A 19,634-nucleotide genomic window follows, 5' to 3' on the forward strand; every position below is an offset into this window, starting at 1 on the left:
GCCCTCGCCGGGGCGGGGCCCGCCGCGCGCCGGTCCGGGAGGTGTGGAGCGTCCCGCTCACCCGGGGGCGGGGCGGAAGTCCCGCGGAGGCGCACCGAGAACGCGCGAGAACATCGTCGCGAACGCCGCCGGGCTCGCGTATCCCAGGTCGGAGGCGACCCTGGCGACCGGCACGCCCCGTGCCAGGAGCGGCAGGGCGTGCAGCACGCAGGCGCGCTGCCGCCACCGCGCGAACCCCATCCCCGTCCCGGCGAGGAACATCCGGTGCAGGGTGCGCTCGCTCACGTGCAGCAGTTCCGCCCAGCTGGCGGGCGGCTCGTGGACCACCGGAGCCGCCGCGAACCGCTCGCAGAGCGCCCTGAGCCCCGCGTGCTCCGGGAGCGGCAGGTCCAGCGGAAGCGGCACGAGACCCCTGATCTCGTGCAGCAGCAGCGCCGCCAGGGCGCCGTCGCGGCCGTGCGGGTCGTACCTCGGCGGCATGTCCACCGCCGACAGGAGCAGTGCCCGGAGCAGCGGCGAGACGTCCACGACCTGGCACGTCCGGGGGAACCACGGCACGGCCTCCGGCTCCACGTACAGGCTCCGGGTGCTGACCCCCGTCATGGAGACCCGGTGCCCGGTCCCCGCGGGGATGAGGACGGCGCGGTGGGGCGGAACCGTCCAGGAGCCGTCCGCCGTCTCCACCCGCATCACCCCCGTCGCCCCGTACAGGAACTGGACACGGCGGTGCCGGTGGAACTCCAGCACGTGGCCGGTGGGGTAGTCGGTGCCCAGGGCCAGGACGGGGCGGTCGATCCCGTCCACCTCGTCCACAGGGGTGTTCCGCACGCGGGCGAGTCTACCCGCGCTGTCCGTTCCGCGAAGGAACACGTCGTTCCGTCGAATGCCGGACAGCGCCCGCGCCCCTAGCGTGGAGCGGGTGATCGACCACGTCCTCCCCCTCCTCGCGTTCGGCGTCCTGACCGGCCTGACCACCGTGCTCTTCGGGTTCGGCGGCGGCTTCGTCACCGTGCCGGTCGTGTACGCGTTCGCCCAGGCGCAGAGCGGGCCGGGCGGCGACCCCATGCACGTCGCCGTCGCCACCTCGACCGCGGTCATGGTCGTGAACTCCCTCGGCGCGACCGTGGCCCAGTACCGGGCGGGCCGCCTCAGACGCGAGTACCTGTGGCCGCTGGTGCTCTACGTGGGCCTCGGGGCGCTCCTCGGCGCGGCCGGGGCCCTCGCCGTCGGCGACACCGTGCAGCGGTTCCTCTTCGCCGCCTACCTCGCCGTGACGATCGTGGACAGCGTGGTCCGGAAGGGCTTCCTCACGGGACCGGGCACCGAGCCGCGCGGCTTGGGGCCGGTCACCACCACGGTCGGCGGGGCCGGCATCGGCGCCGCGGCCGGCTGTCTGGGCGTGGGCGGCAGCGTGCTGACGGTCCCGCTCCTGCGCCGCCGGGGGCTGCCCATGGCCCACGCCACCGCGATGGCCAACCCGCTCAGCCTCCCGGTCGCCGTCGTCGGCACGGCCGTGTACGCCCTGGCGGGCGGCGCGGACGCGGCGGGGGGCGCGTCCGGGCAGGTCGGCTACGTGGACGTGGTGGCCGTCGCAGCGCTCCTGGCCGGGTCGCTGCCGACCATCGCCCTCGCGCGGCGGGTCGTGGGCCGCATCCCCGACCGCGTCCACGCGGTGGCCTACGTCGTGCTCCTGGCCGTGGCCCTGCTCGCGGTGCTCCTCGTCTGACCGCGCCCGCCCCGGTCCCGGCGCCGGTGGGGAGCCGGCCGGCCCCCGGCCGCGTCGCGCCTCCCGACGGAGGCTCCGCCGCGGCCCGGACCACGCCGTGCGCCGCTCAGGGGGTCCGGTCGGCCGCCCGCCACTCCGGGGCGAGCACGGACCACACCTCCATGTCGTGCCGCTCGCCCCTGTACGGGTAGCTCTCCCGGAGCACGCCGTCCCTCGACATCCCGAGCCGGCGGGCCACGGCGATGCTTGCCGCGTTCCCCGAGGCGGCGTGCCACTCCACGCGGTGGATGCCGCGCTCCTCGATCGCCCAGTCGATGATCACGCGGCAGGCGCGGGTCACCAGCCCACGGCCCGCCGCCGACGGCTCCAGCCAGCAGCCGGCCTCGGCCACGCCGGATCTCGTGTCGAACGTCCGGAAGAGCACCCCGCCGACCAGCTCGCCGCCGGTCCAGATGCCGTAGAGGCGCCCGGTGTCGTTGGCGGCCTTGTGGGCGTATCCCTGGAGGAACCTCCGGCTCGAATCCAGGTCCGTGACGGCGTCCGCCAGCCCGACGAAGCGGCCGATGAACTTCCGGCCCCGGTCCATGTGCTCCAGGAACTCCTCGGCCCGCCACGGCTCCAGCGGGCGCAGTTCCGAGCCCTTGTCGTCCAGGGAAATCGCGTACATCGTCGTCCTCCAGGTTCTCCGTCCGCGCGACGGGTGCGCGCGGAGCCGGGGTGGGATCGGGGCGGGGCGCGGCGGGGTCCGCGTGCGGACCGGGCGGCTCCCACGGGCGCGTCCGCGCATGCGGCGCGCGGGGCCGGGGGCGCTCATGCCGGGCGGGCCCCGCCGCTCCACCGCGTTCCCCGGGAGCGGGTGCGCGGGTGCGACCCGTACGGCGCTCGGCCCCGGGGCGGGCGGGAGCGGACGCCTCTCAGGCGCCGGGAGCCGCGCCGACCGGGACCGCGTGGCGCAGGTCCGGGCGTTCGACCCCGCCCACGACGTCCTGGGCGCGGATGCTCCGTCCGGCCCTCCCGCCGCGGCTCCCAGGGGGTCCGGCCGGGGCCGTCGGGGGCACACCGTGCCCGGCCGGGCGCAACTCCGGGAGGAGCCCGTCCCATGCCCGCGAGCCCGGCCACGCCCCTGCCGCCAACACGAATTCCGCCATGGCCGGAACATAGCGAGGGGGCCCGACAGTCGGACGTCGGGCCCCCTCGTACGCGCGTCGTCCGCCTACAGGCGGTCGAGCAGCTGGGCGCAGCGGATCAGGCCCAGGTGCGAGTACGCCTGCGGGTGGTTCCCCAGGGCCCTCTCGGTGACCGGGTCGAACTCCTCCGGGATCAGCCCGGTCGGACCGGCGGCGTCCACGAGGTGCTTGAACAGCTCCTCGGCCTCGGCGCGCCGCCCGGTCAGCAGGTAGGCCTCGATGAGCCACGTGGTGCACAGGTGGAAGCCGCCCTCGCCGCCGGGCAGGCCGTCCTCGCGGTGGTACCGGTACACGGTCGGGCCGCTGCGCAGCTCCGCCTCGATCGCCGTCACGGTCGCCTGGAACCGCTCGTCGGCCGGGTCGATCAGCCCCGACAGGCCGATGTGCAGCGACGCCGCGTCGAGGTCGGTGCCGTCGTAGGCGGTCGTGAAGGACTCCGCCTCCTCGTTCCAGCCCTTCTCCAGCACCTCGGCCGCGATCTCGTCGCGCAGCCCGCGCCAGGAGGGGTCCGCCTCGCGGCCGTACGAACCGGCCAGGGAGACGGCGCGGTCCAGCGTCACCCAGCACATCACCTTGGAGTACACGCGCTGGCGGGGCTCGTCCCGCTCCTCCCAGATGCCGTGGTCGGGCTCGAACCAGCGCCGGGCCACCGCCTCGGCCATCGCCCGCACCAGGTTCCAGTCCCGGTCCGCGAGGGTGCCGCGCACCGCCGACAGCCGCGTGATGAGCTCCACGACGGGGCCGAACACGTCCAGCTGCACCTGCCGGTCGGCGAGGTTGCCGATCCGGACCGGCCGTGATCCCGCGTATCCGGACAGCGACTCGATGACCTCTTCCGGCCCCAGCGAGGTGCCGCGCAGCGAGTACAGGGGCGCGAGCAGTTCGGGGCTGGGCAGCGAGTCCACGACCCCGTGCACCCAGTCCAGGAAGCCCTCCGCCTCGGCGGTCGAGCCCAGGGACACCAGCGCCTGCACGGTCAGCGCGCCGTCGCGCAGCCAGCAGTACCGGTAGTCCCAGTTGCGGACGCCGCCGATCTCCTCCGGCAGCGACGTGGTCGCCGCGGCCATCACGCCGCCGGAGGGCGTGCACAGGCCGCGCAGCGTCAGGGCGGAGCGCGCCGACAGCTGCCGGGCGGTCTCGGGGAGGCTGAGGCCGTCGAGCCACGCGGACCAGTGCTCGCCGGACGTGCGCTGGAGCTCGGACTCGGGCAGCGTGCCCGGCACGAGCGAGTCGGTGCCGCAGCGCAGTTCCAGCACCACGGGGCTCTCCGAGCGGGGGTGCACGACCGCCCGGGCGATGTCGCCCGCGTCGTCCTGGTCGATCTCCCACTCGACGCCGGGGGAGTACAGCGCCATCGGGAAGTCGGCGCCCTCCACGAGGAGGCCGTTCTCCTGGACGGACATGCTCACCGGCGCCCTGCCGAAGTCGGGGCGGGGCGCGAACTCCACGGTGGCCGGGGTGACGCCGCTGATCACCCGGACCAGGTCGGTGCGGCCCCGGGGGGTGCCGTGCGCGAGGTAGTCGGTGACGTCCATCCGCGACCAGCGGGTGCGCACCGTCATGGTTCCGGGCAGGTAGCGCTGGCCGAGCGGGCGTCCGCCGTGGGCGGGCGCGATGGCGAACACACCCGCGGACCGTCCGCCCAGGACCTCGGCGAACAGGGCGTTGGAGTCGGGCTCGGGGTGGCAGAACCACAGCAGGCGCGCGTCCGGGCCGACCAGGGCGACGGAGGCCTGGTTGGACAGCATCGACATGCGCTCGATGGGCGTGGGCCGCTCGCCGAACACCCAGGAGCGGCGCTCGGCCGCGAGCGCGGACAGCAGGGACGCTGCGGCCGGGGTGTCGGCCACCCGGTGGGAGGCCACGGTGGGCTCCGCGCCGACCCGCACGCCCGCGTCGGCGCCGGTCAGCTGCATGAACACGGGCTCCTCGCCCTCGCCGCCCCCGATGTACAGGGTGGCGGTGGCCTCGACCTGCTCGCGGAGCAGGCCGAGGGCGGCGGCCTTGTCGGCCGGAGGGGCGCCGGGGCCGGTCTCCAGGCTGTCGGGCTCGATGGTGAGGTCGGTGTCGAACTCGGTGCCGTAGGCGCCCACCAGGCGGATCTCGGCGGGCAGCCGGGACAGGGCGGCGAGGTCGCGCAGGGGGCGGGCGGAGATGACCGCGCACACCGTGCCGGGCAGGTCGGCGAGGTCGCGCAGCGCGCGGACGGCCTCGGGGACGGGGCGGCGCCTGGCGGCGCCCGCGCCGTCGGAGGGGTCGAACGGGGCCAGGGCGCCGTCGTAGTCGCAGGCGACCAGGAGGCGTGAGGTTCTGGCCAGGGCTGAGACGCGTTGCCGGACGTCCACGGACATGCCTTCGGGGACGATGCCGCCCTCCGGCGTCTCCTGGGCCGTCTCCACCGCCTGGGTGAGCGTCACGCTGCCTCCTCCGTCGGTCCACGATGACCTGGGGAAATGGGTGAAATGTAGTGTTCCGCGAGCATGCTTCCGGTTCACACGTGACTGGTGTGATGAAGGTAGATCCGGGGCTTGTGGCGCGGGATGAACTTCAAGGGTCTTCAGCCGGATTTCAGGAACTTTCAGCCTGTGTGCGGGCAATCTGGTCATGCCAGTCGCAAAGATCCGCCCCTTGGGAAGTCAACGCGAGACTACCTGCGCCCCAAGGGTCTGCGCGCATGACGATTAAGTGGGGCAGGTCACAAATGTGTCACTCTGTCGTGCGGGACACCGCGCGACCGGGTCGCGCGCTCCCCCGATCAGCCGCCGCCACGGAGGAATCCGCCATGACCGACCCCCTCACCTGGGCCGCCGACGTGCACGACGTGCCATGGGACACGTTGGAGGACCTGGACGGGCCCGCGACCGGGATCCCGGGCCTGCTGGTCCAGGCGTTCGACCCCTCCCCGCAGGAGGCCGTCGACGCGGTCGAGGAGATCGCGGACCGCGTCGACACCACGGTGCGGCTGTGGGTCCCCGTCCCCGAACCCGACGTGCTCACCTCGTCCGTCCCCGCGCTGCTGCCCTTCCTCGTCCGGATCGCCTCCGACCGCGACCGCCCGGACGAGGCCCGTGTGGCCGCGCTGAACCTGGTGGCCGACCTGGCCGACCTCGCCCACAGGGTCCGGCCGGAGCACCTGGACGCCGCGTGGCCGGGGGCGTGGGCCGACCAGGGGCCGCGTGTCGAAGCCCTCCTCGGCGACCCCCACCCGTCCGTGCTCCTGCTCGCCGTGGACGCGCTCGCCCGCGAGCCCCGGACGGCGCCCCGCCTGCTCCGGGTGCTGCGCGACCGCTGGGAGGCTGTCGGGGACGGCGGGGACGGCGGGGACGGCGGGGACGGCGCACAGGACGCCTCCGGGGGCGCCGGAGCGCCCCCGCGGCGCGACCGCGCGGGTACCGGGGCGGGGGAGGCGGCCGACCGGCGGACCCGCCTCCGGCTGCTGACCCGCGCCGTCCGGCTGCTGGACTCCGTCCCCGGGCCGACCCCGCCGGACGTCAGGTCCTGGCTCCTCGACCGCGGAAAGCGCGGGGACCTGGACGAGCGCATGGTGGTGGCGTTCGCGTCCCCGGCCCTCGTCCCGGAGGACCCACTGCCCCTGGTCCTGGAGGGGATCGCCGGGGAGGGTGCCGGCCCCGCCGCCGGGAGGCCGCTGTGGCTGGAGGTCGCCGCCCTCGCCCCGGCGGGCGACGCCCTCCGGGTCAGGCACGGGCTCCGCCTCGTCGCACGGGCCCTCGCCGGGGACCGGGAGGGCAGGGAGCGGATCGTCGACGCCCTGATCGACCACCCGCGCGCCCCGGTGCGACTCGGCGCCGTGCGGCTCGCACGCGACCTCGTCGCCGAGTACCGCTCGGCCGGGGAGCGGTGGGCGGGGCCGGCGGGCGCGCTGCTCGACGATCCCGACCCCGGCGTCCGCACCTGGAGCCTCCAGCTCCTGGCCGTGGCCGGTGGTGCGGCCGGACCCTGCGCGGACCGCCTGGCCGCGATCGCCGAGGCGGACGGGGAGGGCTCCGACACGGCGCTGCTCACCCTCGCGCTCGTCGGCGACGCCCGCGCCGCCACGCTGCTCCTGGCGCGCGCCGACCGGCCCCGCTTCGGGTTCGGCCGGGGCGGACCCCACCACACCTCCGGGCCCGGCCCGGAGGACGTCCTCGGCCGGCTCCCGGCGCACGCGGACGTCCTGCTGCCGCACCTGCGCGAGCGGCTCCGCGGCGGGGACGCGGACACGGAGGTCCTGCTCCGCTCCCTGGCGGGGTGGGGGCCGGCCGCGGCGCCGCTGGCCGACGACGTGGCCGCCCTCCTCGACGACCGCGCGCTCGCCGGCGCGGCCCTGCGGGTGCTGGCCGGGATCGGTCCGGCCGCCGCCGCCCACGCCGACCGGGTCCGGGCCTCGGGCGGGGTGGAGGCGGCGCACGCCCACCACCGGATCACGGGCGACGCGGGAACCGCCCTCGACCTTCTCGGGCCCCCGAGCCGGCAGCTCGTGCGGGACGAGCGGGTCCAGGTGCTCCTGGACGGGATCGGCCCTCCGGCGGACCGCTTCGCCCCCCACCTGCGCGAACACCTGGAGGACCACCTGGCATCGGGCTGCCTGAGGGAGACGCGCGCCCTGAGCGCACTGTGGAGCACCACCGGGGACACCCCGCTCGTCCTCCGGTGCCTGCTCTCCCCGCGCAACCGTGTCCTGACCACGTGGGCGGCCACCCGCGTCGGCCCTCCGGCGGTGCGGCTGCTGGGCCGGATCGGGCCGGACGCGGCCGAGGCCCTGCCACCGCTGCGCGCGCTCCGGGACTCCGGGCGCAGTGCGCTGCCGAGCTGGACCGACGCGGGCTGGCGCGACGCCCTGAGGGACCGGCGGCTCGTGGACGACGTGCGGGAGGCGATCGGGCGGATCGGGGCCGGGTGACCGGCGCGGGGACGCGGCGGGACCGCCCCGCCGCACCCCCGGATCCCCGTGCGGCCCCGCCGGGGGCGCGCGGTGGACCCGGACACGTGAGCGGGCCCGCCGCGGCTGCGGCGGGCCCGGTGGACGGAGCGGTCGGGGAGGGGTCAGCCGGTCTTCCCGGGCTTGCGCAGGTGGTGCACCCACGCGGGCGGGACGTTCGCGAACACCTTGTCGGAACGGATGCCGTACCGGTCGATCCAGTCCTGGACCAGCCAGCTCGTGCGGGCCTGGCGGAGGTAGTCCTCGCGCCGGGCGATGACCGCCTTGACCTCCTTCGTGTACAGGTAGCCGTAGAAGGAGAGGGTGCCGCCCGGTTCGAGGACCTCGAAGTAGTAGTCGAGGATGTCCCGGACCGCGTCCGCCGTGAAGTTGGCGAAGGGCAGGCCCGACACGATCACGTCGTACCTGCGGTCCCTCCCCATGTCGTTGACGAGCTTGGCGTGCACCGTCGCGGAGTCGGCGACCGGCGACATGGCCGGGTCGCTCCTCAGCAGCTCCTCGACATGGGCGGCGAACTCGGGGTTGGACTCGACCAGGTCCAGGGTGTCGCCGGGGATCATCGCGGCCGCGATGCCCCGGCTGATCGCGCCGGTCCCGGCGCCCGCCTCCAGGATGCGCACGGGCTTGTCGGGGACGGGGCGGCTGCGGACGTACTCCGCCATCGAGTGCGCCAGCGCGGCACTGCTGGGAAGGATGGAACCGGTCGCGTGGAACGTGCGTAGCGCTTGGCTGAAGAACAGCCTGGTGTCGCGCAGGCGCTCCTCCAGCCTGAGAGAGGAAAGTGGTCCGGCGGGGCTCTGGATCTCGGACATACCCGAACGCTAACGCCTCCGGCCCCCGGAGGGGGAGGCGACGCGACCGCCTTCCGGCGGAATACCAGGTCAGGGCAGGGTGTGCAGAACCACACCGGGAAATCGGGAACCCCCGGCCTCTCGTCCCGCACGTGCGCGCGCGACCCGGACCGCGCCCCGGCCCCCCGCGCGGCAACGCCCTACCCTGGGGATATGAGCGAACCGGCGAAGTCCCCCGAGCCCCCCGCCCGCACCCGGACCGCCCTGGTGACCGGAGCCTCCACCGGTATCGGGGAGGAGTACGCCCGCAGGCTGGCCGAACGCGGCTACTCCCTCGTCCTGGTGGCCAGGCGCGGGGACGTCCTCGACGCGCTCGCCGGGGAGATCGCCGACCGCTACGGCGTGGACGTCCGGCCGCTCGCCGCCGACCTCGGCACCGACGAGGGGCTCGCCCCCGTCGTCGAGCGGCTCCGGGCCGACGGCAGCGGGGCCGAGCCCCCCGTCGACCTGCTGGTCAACAACGCCGGGCGCGGGGACGGCGGGACCTTCGCCGAGCAGGAGCCCGACGAGATCGACTCCATGCTCGACCTCAACGTGCGCGCCGTCCTCCACCTGGCCCGCGCGGTCCTGCCGGTGCAGATCGCCCGCCGCGAGGCCGGCGACACCCGGACCAGGCTCGGCGTCATCAACGTGTCCTCCCTCGCGGGCGAGATCGCCGCGAACCCCGGCGGCTCCGTCTACGGCGCGGGCAAGAAGTTCGTCACCCTGTGGAGCGAGAGCGTCGCGGCCGAGGTCTCACGGCACGACGTGCACGTCACCGTCGTCCTGCCGGGCTTCGTCCGCACCGACATGACCCTGGGCGTCCAGAAGAGCGGTCTGCCCGCGTTCGCGTTCGTCCCCAAGGACCAGGTCGTCCGCGAGTCGCTCGTCGCCTGGGCGGCGGGCCGTCCCAGCGTGGTCCCCGGCGGGCAGTACAAGGCCGCGAGCGGCATCCTCCGGCTCCTGCCCAGAACGCTCGTACGCGCCACCGCCCGCCGCGTCTGGTGAGGGGGCGGCGGGGCGGGCGGAGGGCGGTGTGGCGAAAACCGCCGCCCACATGCTGAGACATCCCCGGGCCGGTGCGGCGCCGGGCCTCCGGAGCGCCTACCCTGGTACCGCATCTGTCGGTCGAGGAAAGACACCATGAAGACCTTCGAAGAGCTGTTCGCCGAGCTGTCCGAGAAGGCGCGCTCCCGCCCCGAGGGGTCCGGGACCGTCGCCCAGCTCGACGCCGGCGTCCATGCCATCGGCAAGAAGGTCGTCGAGGAGGCCGCAGAGGTCTGGATGGCCGCCGAGTACGAATCGGACGAGCAGGCCGCCGAAGAGATCTCCCAGCTCCTCTACCACCTCCAGGTTCTGATGCTGGCCCGTGGCCTGCGGCTCGAGGACGTCTACAAGCATCTGTAGGTCGGTCCTCGCGCCCGCCGCGGCGCGTACCGGCCCGGACGTCTCCGCACCCGTACGCACAGCCCACAGAAAGCCATGAACATGCCCGACATGTTGAGAATCGCCGTGCCCAACAAGGGCCAGCTCTCCGAACCCGCCGTCGAGATGCTCCGCGAGGCCGGGTACCGGCAGCGCAAGAGCAGCCGCGACCTGGTCATGGTCGACCCGGAGAACGACACCGAGTTCTTCTTCCTGCGCCCCAAGGACATCGCCGTCTACGTCGGCGAGGGCATCCTCCAGGCCGGGATCACCGGCCGCGACATGCTGCTGGACTCCGGCGCGCCCGTGGACGAGGTCCTGGCGCTGGGCTTCGGCGGCTCCACGTTCCGGTTCGCCGCCCCCAACGGCGCGGGCATGACGCTGGCCGACCTCAACGGCAAGCGCATCGCGACCTCCTTCGACGAGCTGCTGCGCGCCCACCTCGCGAAGAAGGGCGTCGACGCCCGCGTCATCCACCTGGACGGCGCGGTCGAGAGCTCCGTCCAGCTGGGCGTGGCGGACGCCGTCGCGGACGTGGTCTCCACCGGGACCACCCTGCGCCAGGCCGGCATGGAGACCTTCGGCGAGCCGATCCTGGTGTCCGAGGCGGTCGTCATCCGGCCGACCGGCGCCGGGGACGACCCCAAGATCGAGACGCTGATCCGCCGGCTGAAGGGCGTCCTGGTCGCCCGCGACTACGTGATGATGGACTACGACGTGCACGCCGAGCACCTGGAGGCCGCGGTCGCGCTCACCCCGGGCATGGAGGGGCCGACGGTCTCCCCGCTGCACCGGGAGGGCTGGGTCGCCGTCCGGTCGATGGTGCCGCGCAAGGGCGCCCAGCAGATCATGGACGACCTGTGGACGCTCGGGGCCCGCGCCATCCTGGTCACCGACATATACGCCTGCCGGCTCTGACCCCTCCGGCGGCACACGCCTGACACGGGCCCCGCGACGACCGTCGCGGGGCCCGTTGCGCGGGCCGGACCCCTGAGCGTGGGCGGGGCGCCGCGCGGGCGCGACGGTGGAGGCCGCCGAGTCTGCTTGACGGTGGTCTGTGTCAGGATGCCCGAATGATCGAAGACTTCCGCGGTGCCGTCAGCGCCGTGGCCGAAGCCGCCGAGAACCAGCCCTCCCAGCTGCGCGCCGCCGTCAGCGCGGTCTTCCGACTGGCCGACCGGGTTCCCGCCGACGCCCGGGTCGAGGGCCTAGCCGTGCTGACCGAGACCCTGCGCGCCCACCAGTGGTCGGCGGGCGTCGCCGCCGACATCGCCCTGCTCTGCGGGGCGCTGGTGGAGAGCGGCGTCCCCGCCGGGCCCGCCGGGGTCGAGGTCATGCGCCAGCTCGCCGAGTACGGCAAGCTGGCAGGGGTCTTCCTGCACGTGTGGCAGAAGACCGGGGACGACGCCCCGCCCCATCCCAGCGAGGTCGGCGAGGCCTCGGAGGAGCGCGTCACGCCCGAGCTCGAACAGCTGGCGCCCCTCGCCACCACCGGCTGGTGGGTGTCGCACCGCTACGGCCTGGCCGCCAAGACGATGCTGTGCGACCCCGGCGTGCGCGCCGCCCTGCGCGAGGACCCCCGGACGCTGGGGGAACTGGTCGTCATCGCCGGGCAGCTGGGTCCGCACGTCGAGGAGTACGGCGAGATCGCCGAACTGCTGCGCATGGCCGAGGCCGACCGCATGGTGGTCCTCCACCGGCAGTCCGCCCGCGTCTTCCGGGTCCGGTTCGACGGGGTCTCGGACAACTTCCAGCTGCACACCCTGCTCGAGGACGCGCTGATCGGGGACCAGGGGCTCGCCGTCCCCGGACGCCGCCCGCTCCCGGAGTGGGTGGCCTCCGCCACCGACCTCCGTGACGACCCGCGCACGTCGATCGTCGAGGGCCAGTGGGACCTGGTCGGTGTCGGCGGCACCTGGGTCGACCGCGAGGCGGCCCCGGGCGCGGTCCCCGTCGTGGATGGCGAGCGCGCCGTGGTGCTGGAGCCGATCTCGCTCCCGCACAGCTGGCGGACCGGTCGCCGCCACCCGCACATCGACGGCTGGCTGCGGGTCGAGGAGGAGCTGTCCCCGGAGGAGGGGGCGCAGTGGTGGAAACGGGCCCACCCGCCCGGCGGCGTGGTGCACCCGATGCTCCCCGCCCCGCCGCCCGCGCCCGAACCGGGTCCGGGGGCCCCGCCGGCCCCGGCGGAGCCGTGGGGCGTGCCCCAGGCGTACCGGCACGACTTCGTGCCCCCGCCCCTCCCGGACCACGGGGGGTCCGACCGCGCACCGGGGACCGGGTCCCCGGACACGGCTGCCCCGGCCCGCGTCGCGCGGCACTCGCGGGACGACGGGCGGGGGGAGGCCGCGCCGGCGGACGAGCGCACGGTCCCCGCCCCGCACGGGTCCTGGGGGGAGCCGCCGACCGACAGCGGGGGCGCCCCGGGGCACGGGGCCCCCGGCGCCGCGTCCGGTCACCGGGCGGGGGCGCCGGAGCCGTGGGACGCGCCTGTGCCGTCGGAGACCTGGGACGCGCCGGCGGACGAGCGCACGGTTCCCGCCCCGCACGGGTCCTGGGGGGACCCCCGGGGGCCCGGTGAGGACTTCGCGGGGGAACCCCCGGAGTCCGTTCCGCCGCCTCCGCCGGGCGCGGGACCCGGGGACCGGAGCGCCCGTCCGGTCCCCGCGCACGCGGCGACCACGCCCCCGGGCGCCGTCCACATGGACCCGCTCCCCGAGGGCGTCTCGGACAGCTCCGGCTGGGGTCCCTCCTGGAAGGACTGACTGTGAAGATGTGTGGTGGCTTCTCCGGTAGGTCTGACTCACGGACTGACCGACACCGACAGGTTGTCCTTCAGGGGATTCGTCGGCCTGCCCGGGGAAGCCACCGCACGCGACCGGACGGGCGACCGTGACCTCATAGGAGCTTGGTCGAAAAGCCCCGCCACAGTCTTGTCCGCCCGCCCGGCCGGCGCGTGCCACCCACCGGGATCAGCGACAGCGGCCTCGCTCAAGCTGCTTGACATCCATAGGAGCATCCCCGGCGCCCGCGGGCCCTCAGTTCCGCGGGCCGTCGGCCCGGTGAGGGGCCGGCCGTGACTGGAGCGCGGCCCAGATCAACGGGATCTGGAGCGGCACCCGCCCCCAGGCGACCAGCTTGCCGTCGGCGGGGCCGGGCAGCCTGCCCGACCCCGAGTCCAGGGCCATGCGCACGTTGGCGGGCCACACGGCGAGCAGCAGCGCGGCGCTCGCCGGACCGGCCCACCGCCTGCGCGTGAGCAGGCCCGCCCCGCAGACCAGCTCGGCGGTGCCGCTGCCGTACACCCACGCCTCCGGCTTCGGCAGGCTGCGGGGCATGATCGCCCGGAAGGGCCCGGGCGCGGCGAAGTGCAGTACGCCCGACGCCACGAACAGGCCGCCGAGCGCGTACGGGGCGGCTCCGCGCACCTTGGACAGCAGGCCGCCGGTCCGCTTCGAGGGGGTCATGGTCTCTCCTTCTGGGCTGGGGGTCCGCGCCGGTCAGCCTCAAACTACTCGCTGGTAGCCTCCGGGGCCCGCTCCGCCCCGGGTCCGCGTGCGACCGGCGGGGCCCGCTCCGCCCCACCGCCCGGATCCCGGCCGCGCCGGTGCGGGACCTCCCCCGACGCCGAGGGCCCCGGAACCCGAAGGGGGTTCCGGGGCCCTCACGGACCGGCGCCTCAGCAGCAGCGCGCACCGGGGTCGGTGTCGCCCTTGTCCGTGTGGTGGCGCCAGAAGACGCGCTCGGTCATCGGCTTCTCGCCCGGGTGCTCCCGGGCGTGGTGCTCCAGGTAGATCTCGTAGGCCCTCGCGCCCACGACGCCCCGGGCGATCTGCCACGCCTCCCGGAGACCGCGCGCCAGGTTCGCCCCGAACTCCGGGCGTGCCCGCATGCCCTACTCCTTCTTCGCTTCCGGGGACCCGCCCCCGGCTTCCCCGTCCGTCCCCCGCGCGCCCTCGGCGCCCACGGCGGCGAGCCGCTCGGAGAACTCCTTCTCCGCCCTGGTGGGGACGAGACCGGACGGCGCCCAGATCTTCGACTCCTCGTAGGGGGCCTCGGTGAGGGGCAGCGTACCGTCGGGGGCCCGCAGCGCCTTGATCCACACCCGGACCGAGTCGACCAGGATGATGACGATCAGCAGCGCGAACAGGGCCGACAGGACGCCGTCCACGGTCGTGTTCACCACGACCTGGCGCATCGCCTCCTCCCCCTGGATGGCGCCGACGCTCGTCTCCCCGTTGGCGAGGGCGTCGGAGAACTGCTGGCGCTGGGCGAAGAAGCCGATCTTCGGGTCGGCCGAGAACACCTTCTGGTAGCTGGCGGTCAGCGTGACCACCGCGTCCCACGCCAGCGGCACCAGCGTCACCCACGCGTACTTGGCGCGGCCCGACTTGATCAGCAGCGTCGTGCACACCGCCAGGGCGACCGCCGCCAGCAGCTGGTTGGCGATGCCGAACAGCGGGAACAGCTGGTTGATGCCGCCGAGCGGGTCGTTGACGCCCGCCCACAGGAAGTAGCCCCACGCGGCCACGATCACCGCGCTGCAGAACCACGCCCCGGGCTTCCAGCTCGGGTCGCGCATGGGCTTGTACACGTTGCCCAGGGTGTCCTGGAGCATGAAGCGGCCCACCCGGGTGCCGGCGTCCACGGTGGTGAGGATGAACAGCGCCTCGAACATGACCGCGAAGTGGTACCAGAACGCCATCATGGCGTCCCCGCCGAACACCTCCGAGAAGATGTACGCGGCGCCGAGGGCGAACGTCGGCGCACCGCCGGTGCGCGCGAGGATCGAGTCCTCCTCGATCAGGTCGGCCGTGTGCTGGAGCGTCGCGGCGTCGATGGTGAAGCCGAGCTGGCTCACCGCCTGCGCGGCGCTCTCCACGCTGTCGCCCAGGGCGGTCGCGGGCATGTTCATCGAGAAGTACACGCCCGGGTCGATGATGCAGGCCGCGATCAGGGCCATGATCGCCACGAACGACTCGGTCAGCATCGAGCCGTAGCCGATCATCCTGACCTGGCCCTCCTTCTCGATGAGCTTCGGGGTGGTCCCCGACGAGATGAGGGCGTGGAAGCCGGACAGGGCGCCGCAGGCGATGGTGATGAACACGAACGGGAACAGCGAACCGGCGAACACCGGGCCCTGGCCGTTGAACGCGAACTCGGTGAACTGCGGGAGCTGGAGCTTCGGCATCGCCACGAGGATCGACACCGCGAGCAGCACGACCACGCCGACCTTCATGAAGGTCGACAGGTAGTCGCGCGGGGCCAGCAGCAGCCACACCGGCAGGACCGAGGCGACGAAGCCGTAGACGATCAGGCCGAAGGTCAGCTCGTTCGGCGTGAACAGGAAGACCTCGCGCAGCACCGCGTGCTCGGCCACCCAGCCGCCGCCGACGATGGCGAGCAGGAGCAGCACCACGCCGATGGCGGAGGTCTCCATGACCTTGCCCGGCCGCAGATAGCGGAGGTACACCCCCATGAACAGGGCGATCGGGATCGTCATGATCAAGGAGAACGAGCCCCACGGGGAGTCCGCGAGCGCGTTGACCACGACCATGGCGAGCACGGCGAGCAGGATGACCATGATCGCCATGACGGCGACCAGCGCGGCGATGCCGCCGACCGGGCCGATCTCCTCGCGGGCCATCTGGCCGAGCGAGCGGCCGTTGCGCCGGGTGGAGAAGAACAGCACCACCATGTCCTGCACGGCGCCGGCGAAGATGACGCCGAGGATGATCCAGATCGTGCCCGGCAGGTAGCCCATCTGGGCGGCCAGGACGGGTCCGACCAGGGGACCGGCGCCCGCGATGGCCGCGAAGTGGTGGCCGAACAGGACCCGGCGGTCGGTCGGGTGGAAGTCCGCCCCGTTGTTGAGGCGCTCCGCGGGGGTGGCCCGGGTGTCGTCGGTCAGCAGCACCTTGTACTGGATGAACCGCGCGTAGAACCGGTACCCGATCGCGTAGGACGAGAGCGCGGCGAAGATCAGCCAGGCGGCCGAGATCTCCTCGCCGCGGTTGATCGCGATGACGCCCCACGCGAGTGCTCCCACCAGGGCGACGGCGATCCAGAGGGCGATGCTCCGGGGTGTCCATTTCGGCTTGGGCGGCTGCGCCGCCTGCCTACTGATCGGAACAGAGGACATCCGATCATTCTCCTCTTCTCGCTGGCAACCACCAGGGAGGATCCGGTGGTCTGGTAGCGACCATCGTGCCCAGGAGAGGCGTTGTAGCCGGCGTCACAAAGACACCGATTGGATCACGGATTCAACACCCGGGGAACTTTCCCGTAACACGTGTTTCCGGGTGTCCGGGGCCTTCGCCGGTGCGGAGGAGTACGGCGGTGCGGGGCGGCACGGGCACAATGTGGAGATGAACCAGCGAATCCCGGACACCGCCCCCTCCACGGACTTCTCCGCACTGGAAGACGGTGCCGTCACCCTCGCGAGGGTGACCGGCGAGACCGGGGGCGACCTCGTGCTCCGCCGCGTGGGGGCCCACTACGAGATCTACAGCAACGGGGTGTTCCTCATGGACACCCGCGACGGCACCTCCGAGAGGGAGATGGTGCGCGCCGGCCTGGCGGCCCTCCCGGACGGCCGCTCCCGTGCCCGCGTCCTCATCGGGGGGCTGGGCGTGGGCTTCTCGGCGAGGGAGGCCCTGGAGAACCCCAAGGTGTCTCTCGTGGACGTCGTCGAACTCGAACCCCAGGTGATCGCCTGGCACGACGGCGAACTGGGGGAGGCCGCCGAGTACGTCCACCGGGACCCGCGGTGCCGTGTGCACAACGCCGACATCGTGGCGTGGCTGGGGGCGGCGTCGGCGAAGGAGAAGCCTCCCCGCTACGACGTGATCTGCCTGGACACCGACAACGGACCCGACTGGACAGTGGTCGAGAACAACAACCGCCTCTACGAGGCGGCGGGACTGGAGCAGCTCGCCCGCCTGATGGCGCCCGGCGGGGTCCTGGCCTTCTGGAGCGCCAACGAGGTGGAGAGCTTCGAGGTCCTGCTGCGCGGGCACTTCGCGGAGGTCGAGGTCATGGAGGTGACGGTCTCGCACAGCGTGCCGGACGTGGTCTACCTGGTCAGCGGGCCCAAGGCCCCGTGACCGGTCCGCCGGGGGCCGGCCCGGCCGCGCCGGCCCCCGGCGGTGGGCGGGTTCAGGCCCTGTTCCGCGCCATGTAGCGGGCGAACTCCTCCAGGGAGATGCGGGAGTCGCCGTCGCCGTCCATGGAGCGGACCACCTCGGCGGCCTGCTCCTCGGTGCACTCGTCGCCGAGGTTGTGCATGAGCGACGCCAGTTCCTGGGCGGAGATGCGCCCGTCGCCGTCGGTGTCGACGAGGGCGAACGTGGCCGCGTACTCGGTGGTGGGCATCTGTGGCTCCAGGGGTCGGGGTGTGTTCGGCGAAAGGCTACCGGGGGCCCGGCGCTCCGGGGAAGCGCCGGACGCCCCGGACACGGGAAGGGGCCGCGCACACCGGCGCGGCCCCTGGATCCCTGCTCCCCGGCGTCTTCCTACCGGGAGCCCACGGACGCCCGCGAGCCGATCCACCGCGCGACGATGGTGAACAGCACGACCAGGACGAACAGGCACAGCGCCGCGCCCCAGGCGCGGTCGATGCCGGCCTCGAACGGCTGGCCGGCGCCCCGGTACAGCTGCATCGGCACGGCGCCCTGCGGCGCGCCCTGCATGGCCGTGACGATCAGGCCCGAGCCGAAGGCCGTCAGCAGCAGCGGAGCCGTCTCGCCGATGCCGCGGGCTATCGCCAGCATCGAGCCGGTGGTCAGGCCGGGCGCGGCGGCGGGCAGCACCGTGTGCACGATGGTCTGCCACTTGCGCGCGCCGAGGCCGTAGCTGGCGTTGCGGAGCTCGTTGGGCACCAGGCGGAGCATCTCCTCCGCCGAGCGCGTCACGATCGGCAGCATCATCACCGCGATCGCCACGGCGCCCACGAACGTGCCGAAGCCCATCCCGCCCCAGCCGATCACCAGAAGGCCGTACACGAAGAGGCCGACGAAGATCGAGGGGATGCCCGTCATCACGTCGGTGAAGAAGCGGATCGAGGAGGTCAGCCTGTTCGGGCCGTACTCCACGATGTACACCGCCGTCGCGATGCCGAACGGGATCGACATCAGGACCGCCAGCGCCATGATGTACAGCGTGCCGACGAAACCGGCCGCGTAGCCGCCGCCCTCGCGGCGGGGCGGGGGCTCGGTCTGGGTGAAGAAGTCCAGGTTGACCACGCCGATGCCGCGCCGGGTGACCTCGAAGATGATGAGGACCAGCGGGATCATGGCGAGGACCATCGCGGCGGTCAGGACCACCGTCGCGGAGCGGTTCTTGAACCTGCGGAACCCGGAGCCGGGGGGACGCTGGCTCAGCGGGGCGGGCCGTGCGGCCGGAGGGGTGGTGGTCGTGGTGCTCATACGGCGGCGTCTCCCGTGAACTGTCCCAGGCGCCACACGATGACGCGGGCCAGGATGTTGACGATCATCGTGACGAGGAACAGGGCGACACCGATCGCCATCAGCCCGGTCCTGGTCTCCGGCGAGGACTCGCCGAAGGTCGCGGCGATGTGCGACGCCATGCTGCTGCCGGTGCCGAACAGGCTCGCGCCCCATCCCTGGGACCCGCCGATCAGCATCAGCACGGCGATGGTCTCGCCCAGGGCTCGGCCCAGGCCCAGCATCGCGGCGGCCACGATGCCCGAGAAGCTGGCGGGCAGGACCACCTTGGTGATGACCTCCCACCGGGTCGACCCCAGCGCGTAGGCCGCCATCTGCTGCTCCAGCGGCTGGACGGCGACGACCTCGCGGATGATGGCGGTCATGATCGGCAGGATCATGATGGCGAGGACGATGCCGGCGGGCAGGTAGCCGACGCCGCGCACCGGGCCCTCGAAGAGGAAGAACCAGCCCATCGCGCCTTCGAGCCATTCGAAGAACGGCCGCATGACGTTGGGCAGGAACCAGTGCAGGCCCCACAGGCCGAAGATGACGCTGGGCACCGCGGCGAGCAGCTCGACCGTGTAGGAGAGCGGCTTGGCGATGCGGCGCGGCGCCAGGTGGGTGAGGTAGACGGCGACCATGATCGACAGCGGCAGCGCGATGGCGATCGCGATCACCGACGTGATCAGGGTGCCGTAGATGAACGGCCAGGCGCCGTAGGTGCCGGTGATCTCCGTGCGGGAGCCGCCGGCCGTCCACTCCTCCCCGATGAGGAAGCCGAAGAACCCCTCCTTCGCGAAGACGGGCCAGGCCTCGGTCGTGGTCCGGATGACCATCAGCGCCAGGATGACCAGCACGATGGTGCCGCAGGCCGCGACGACCCACTTGAAGATCGGGTCTGCCAGGCGCCCCTTGCCGGACGTGAGCGTCCCCCGCCGGGGGGCCTCGGGGGCCTGCGGGGCCTCGGGGGCCTCGGTGGACATGTGCTTCTCCTCTGTGGCTTTCGTGGGAGTGGAGAGCGGCCCGCCCCGGCGCCTCGGGACGGAGGGGATGGGGGCGGGGCCGGGGTAACGGGTACCC

At 73.7% G+C, this 19,634-nt stretch carries 17 protein-coding genes; 7 read left to right on the forward strand and 10 right to left on the reverse strand.

Annotation, left to right across the window (positions count from 1 at the left end; genetic code table 11):
• Positions 1-57 precede the first annotated feature (57 nt).
• Positions 58-828, reverse strand: a complete 771-nt coding sequence (locus tag ACWGL3_RS21465; RefSeq protein WP_452461721.1) for an AraC family transcriptional regulator — start codon at positions 826-828, stop codon at positions 58-60.
• A gap of 91 nt (positions 829-919) precedes the next feature.
• Here ACWGL3_RS21465 and ACWGL3_RS21470 point away from each other — a divergent pair, with 91 nt between their 5' ends.
• Positions 920-1,726, forward strand: coding sequence for a sulfite exporter TauE/SafE family protein (locus tag ACWGL3_RS21470; RefSeq protein WP_452461722.1), 807 nt, complete (start codon positions 920-922; stop codon positions 1,724-1,726).
• Positions 1,727-1,832: 106 nt separating this feature from the next.
• On the opposite strand, the gene ACWGL3_RS21475 is transcribed toward ACWGL3_RS21470, so the two are convergent.
• On the reverse strand, positions 1,833-2,393 hold the full coding sequence (locus ACWGL3_RS21475) for a GNAT family N-acetyltransferase (protein WP_267947560.1): 561 nt from the start codon (positions 2,391-2,393) through the stop codon (positions 1,833-1,835).
• A gap of 546 nt (positions 2,394-2,939) precedes the next feature.
• Positions 2,940-5,330 carry a trehalase-like domain-containing protein gene (locus tag ACWGL3_RS21480; RefSeq protein WP_267947562.1) on the reverse strand — a complete coding sequence of 797 codons (2,391 nt, stop codon included), beginning with the start codon at positions 5,328-5,330 and terminating at the stop codon, positions 2,940-2,942.
• A gap of 365 nt (positions 5,331-5,695) precedes the next feature.
• On the opposite strand from ACWGL3_RS21480, the gene ACWGL3_RS21485 reads away from it, so the two are divergent.
• A complete protein-coding gene (locus ACWGL3_RS21485) occupies positions 5,696-7,813 on the forward strand; it encodes a hypothetical protein (protein WP_452461723.1) in 2,118 nt (705 codons plus the stop codon).
• A 143-nt stretch (positions 7,814-7,956) separates the two neighbouring features.
• On the opposite strand, the gene ACWGL3_RS21490 is transcribed toward ACWGL3_RS21485, so the two are convergent.
• Complete coding sequence (locus tag ACWGL3_RS21490) at positions 7,957-8,664, reverse strand: class I SAM-dependent methyltransferase (protein WP_267947564.1); 708 nt, start codon at positions 8,662-8,664, stop codon at positions 7,957-7,959.
• Between the two features lie 192 nt (positions 8,665-8,856).
• On the opposite strand from ACWGL3_RS21490, the gene ACWGL3_RS21495 reads away from it, so the two are divergent.
• From ACWGL3_RS21495 to ACWGL3_RS21510, 4 genes are all read left to right on the forward strand, one after another.
• Positions 8,857-9,690 (forward strand): SDR family NAD(P)-dependent oxidoreductase, encoded by an 834-nt coding sequence (locus ACWGL3_RS21495; RefSeq protein WP_267947565.1) that lies wholly within the window; start codon positions 8,857-8,859, stop codon positions 9,688-9,690.
• 135 nt (positions 9,691-9,825) lie between these two features.
• The gene (locus ACWGL3_RS21500) at positions 9,826-10,089 is read left to right on the forward strand and encodes a phosphoribosyl-ATP diphosphatase (protein ID WP_014913038.1); all 264 of its coding nucleotides are present in this window, start codon (positions 9,826-9,828) and stop codon (positions 10,087-10,089) included.
• Between the two features lie 81 nt (positions 10,090-10,170).
• Positions 10,171-11,025, forward strand: coding sequence for an ATP phosphoribosyltransferase (gene hisG, locus ACWGL3_RS21505; protein ID WP_267947566.1), 855 nt, complete (start codon positions 10,171-10,173; stop codon positions 11,023-11,025).
• Between the two features lie 155 nt (positions 11,026-11,180).
• Positions 11,181-12,872, forward strand: coding sequence for a hypothetical protein (locus ACWGL3_RS21510; RefSeq protein ID WP_267947567.1), 1,692 nt, complete (start codon positions 11,181-11,183; stop codon positions 12,870-12,872).
• 273 nt (positions 12,873-13,145) lie between these two features.
• On the opposite strand, the gene ACWGL3_RS21515 is transcribed toward ACWGL3_RS21510, so the two are convergent.
• The 3 genes from ACWGL3_RS21515 to ACWGL3_RS21525 all read right to left on the reverse strand — a co-directional run bounded on the left by ACWGL3_RS21515 (position 13,146) and on the right by ACWGL3_RS21525 (position 16,249).
• Positions 13,146-13,574, reverse strand: a complete 429-nt coding sequence (locus ACWGL3_RS21515) for a DoxX family protein (protein ID WP_452461724.1) — start codon at positions 13,572-13,574, stop codon at positions 13,146-13,148.
• 212 nt (positions 13,575-13,786) lie between these two features.
• A complete protein-coding gene (locus ACWGL3_RS21520; protein ID WP_452461725.1) occupies positions 13,787-13,999 on the reverse strand; it encodes a YbdD/YjiX family protein in 213 nt (70 codons plus the stop codon).
• Positions 14,000-14,002: 3 nt separating this feature from the next.
• The gene (locus ACWGL3_RS21525; protein WP_452461726.1) at positions 14,003-16,249 is read right to left on the reverse strand and encodes a carbon starvation CstA family protein; all 2,247 of its coding nucleotides are present in this window, start codon (positions 16,247-16,249) and stop codon (positions 14,003-14,005) included.
• A gap of 226 nt (positions 16,250-16,475) precedes the next feature.
• On the opposite strand from ACWGL3_RS21525, the gene ACWGL3_RS21530 reads away from it, so the two are divergent.
• The gene (locus ACWGL3_RS21530; protein WP_267947571.1) at positions 16,476-17,213 is read left to right on the forward strand and encodes a spermine/spermidine synthase domain-containing protein; all 738 of its coding nucleotides are present in this window, start codon (positions 16,476-16,478) and stop codon (positions 17,211-17,213) included.
• Positions 17,214-17,265: 52 nt separating this feature from the next.
• On the opposite strand, the gene ACWGL3_RS21535 is transcribed toward ACWGL3_RS21530, so the two are convergent.
• The 3 genes from ACWGL3_RS21535 to pstC all read right to left on the reverse strand — a co-directional run bounded on the left by ACWGL3_RS21535 (position 17,266) and on the right by pstC (position 19,537).
• Entirely contained in the window at positions 17,266-17,481 is a 216-nt protein-coding gene (locus ACWGL3_RS21535; RefSeq protein WP_267947572.1) for an EF-hand domain-containing protein, read from the reverse strand.
• A gap of 140 nt (positions 17,482-17,621) precedes the next feature.
• On the reverse strand, positions 17,622-18,533 hold the full coding sequence (pstA, locus tag ACWGL3_RS21540) for a phosphate ABC transporter permease PstA (RefSeq protein WP_267947573.1): 912 nt from the start codon (positions 18,531-18,533) through the stop codon (positions 17,622-17,624).
• On the reverse strand, positions 18,530-19,537 hold the full coding sequence (gene pstC, locus ACWGL3_RS21545) for a phosphate ABC transporter permease subunit PstC (RefSeq protein ID WP_267947574.1): 1,008 nt from the start codon (positions 19,535-19,537) through the stop codon (positions 18,530-18,532). Before pstC ends, pstA begins: the two co-directional genes overlap by 4 nt.
• Positions 19,538-19,634 lie beyond the last annotated feature (97 nt).

The sequence above is a fragment of the Nocardiopsis sp. NPDC055824 genome, assembly GCF_053616335.1.

What these genes read in the sequence shown, in the direction of transcription:
- ACWGL3_RS21490 (WP_267947564.1), bottom strand. Translation starts at nt 8,664, where the DNA reads ATGTCCGAGATCCAGAGCCCCGCCGGACCACTTTCCTCTCTCAGGCTG.
- pstC (WP_267947574.1), bottom strand. Translation starts at nt 19,537, where the DNA reads ATGTCCACCGAGGCCCCCGAGGCCCCGCAGGCCCCCGAGGCCCCCCGG.
- hisG (WP_267947566.1), top strand. Translation starts at nt 10,171, where the DNA reads ATGCCCGACATGTTGAGAATCGCCGTGCCCAACAAGGGCCAGCTCTCC.
- ACWGL3_RS21510 (WP_267947567.1), top strand. Translation starts at nt 11,181, where the DNA reads ATGATCGAAGACTTCCGCGGTGCCGTCAGCGCCGTGGCCGAAGCCGCC.
- ACWGL3_RS21500 (WP_014913038.1), top strand. Translation starts at nt 9,826, where the DNA reads ATGAAGACCTTCGAAGAGCTGTTCGCCGAGCTGTCCGAGAAGGCGCGC.
- ACWGL3_RS21520 (WP_452461725.1), bottom strand. Translation starts at nt 13,999, where the DNA reads ATGCGGGCACGCCCGGAGTTCGGGGCGAACCTGGCGCGCGGTCTCCGG.
- ACWGL3_RS21530 (WP_267947571.1), top strand. Translation starts at nt 16,476, where the DNA reads ATGAACCAGCGAATCCCGGACACCGCCCCCTCCACGGACTTCTCCGCA.
- pstA (WP_267947573.1), bottom strand. Translation starts at nt 18,533, where the DNA reads ATGAGCACCACGACCACCACCCCTCCGGCCGCACGGCCCGCCCCGCTG.
- ACWGL3_RS21485 (WP_452461723.1), top strand. Translation starts at nt 5,696, where the DNA reads ATGACCGACCCCCTCACCTGGGCCGCCGACGTGCACGACGTGCCATGG.
- ACWGL3_RS21475 (WP_267947560.1), bottom strand. Translation starts at nt 2,393, where the DNA reads ATGTACGCGATTTCCCTGGACGACAAGGGCTCGGAACTGCGCCCGCTG.
- ACWGL3_RS21525 (WP_452461726.1), bottom strand. Translation starts at nt 16,249, where the DNA reads ATGTCCTCTGTTCCGATCAGTAGGCAGGCGGCGCAGCCGCCCAAGCCG.
- ACWGL3_RS21495 (WP_267947565.1), top strand. Translation starts at nt 8,857, where the DNA reads ATGAGCGAACCGGCGAAGTCCCCCGAGCCCCCCGCCCGCACCCGGACC.
- ACWGL3_RS21515 (WP_452461724.1), bottom strand. Translation starts at nt 13,574, where the DNA reads ATGACCCCCTCGAAGCGGACCGGCGGCCTGCTGTCCAAGGTGCGCGGA.
- ACWGL3_RS21535 (WP_267947572.1), bottom strand. Translation starts at nt 17,481, where the DNA reads ATGCCCACCACCGAGTACGCGGCCACGTTCGCCCTCGTCGACACCGAC.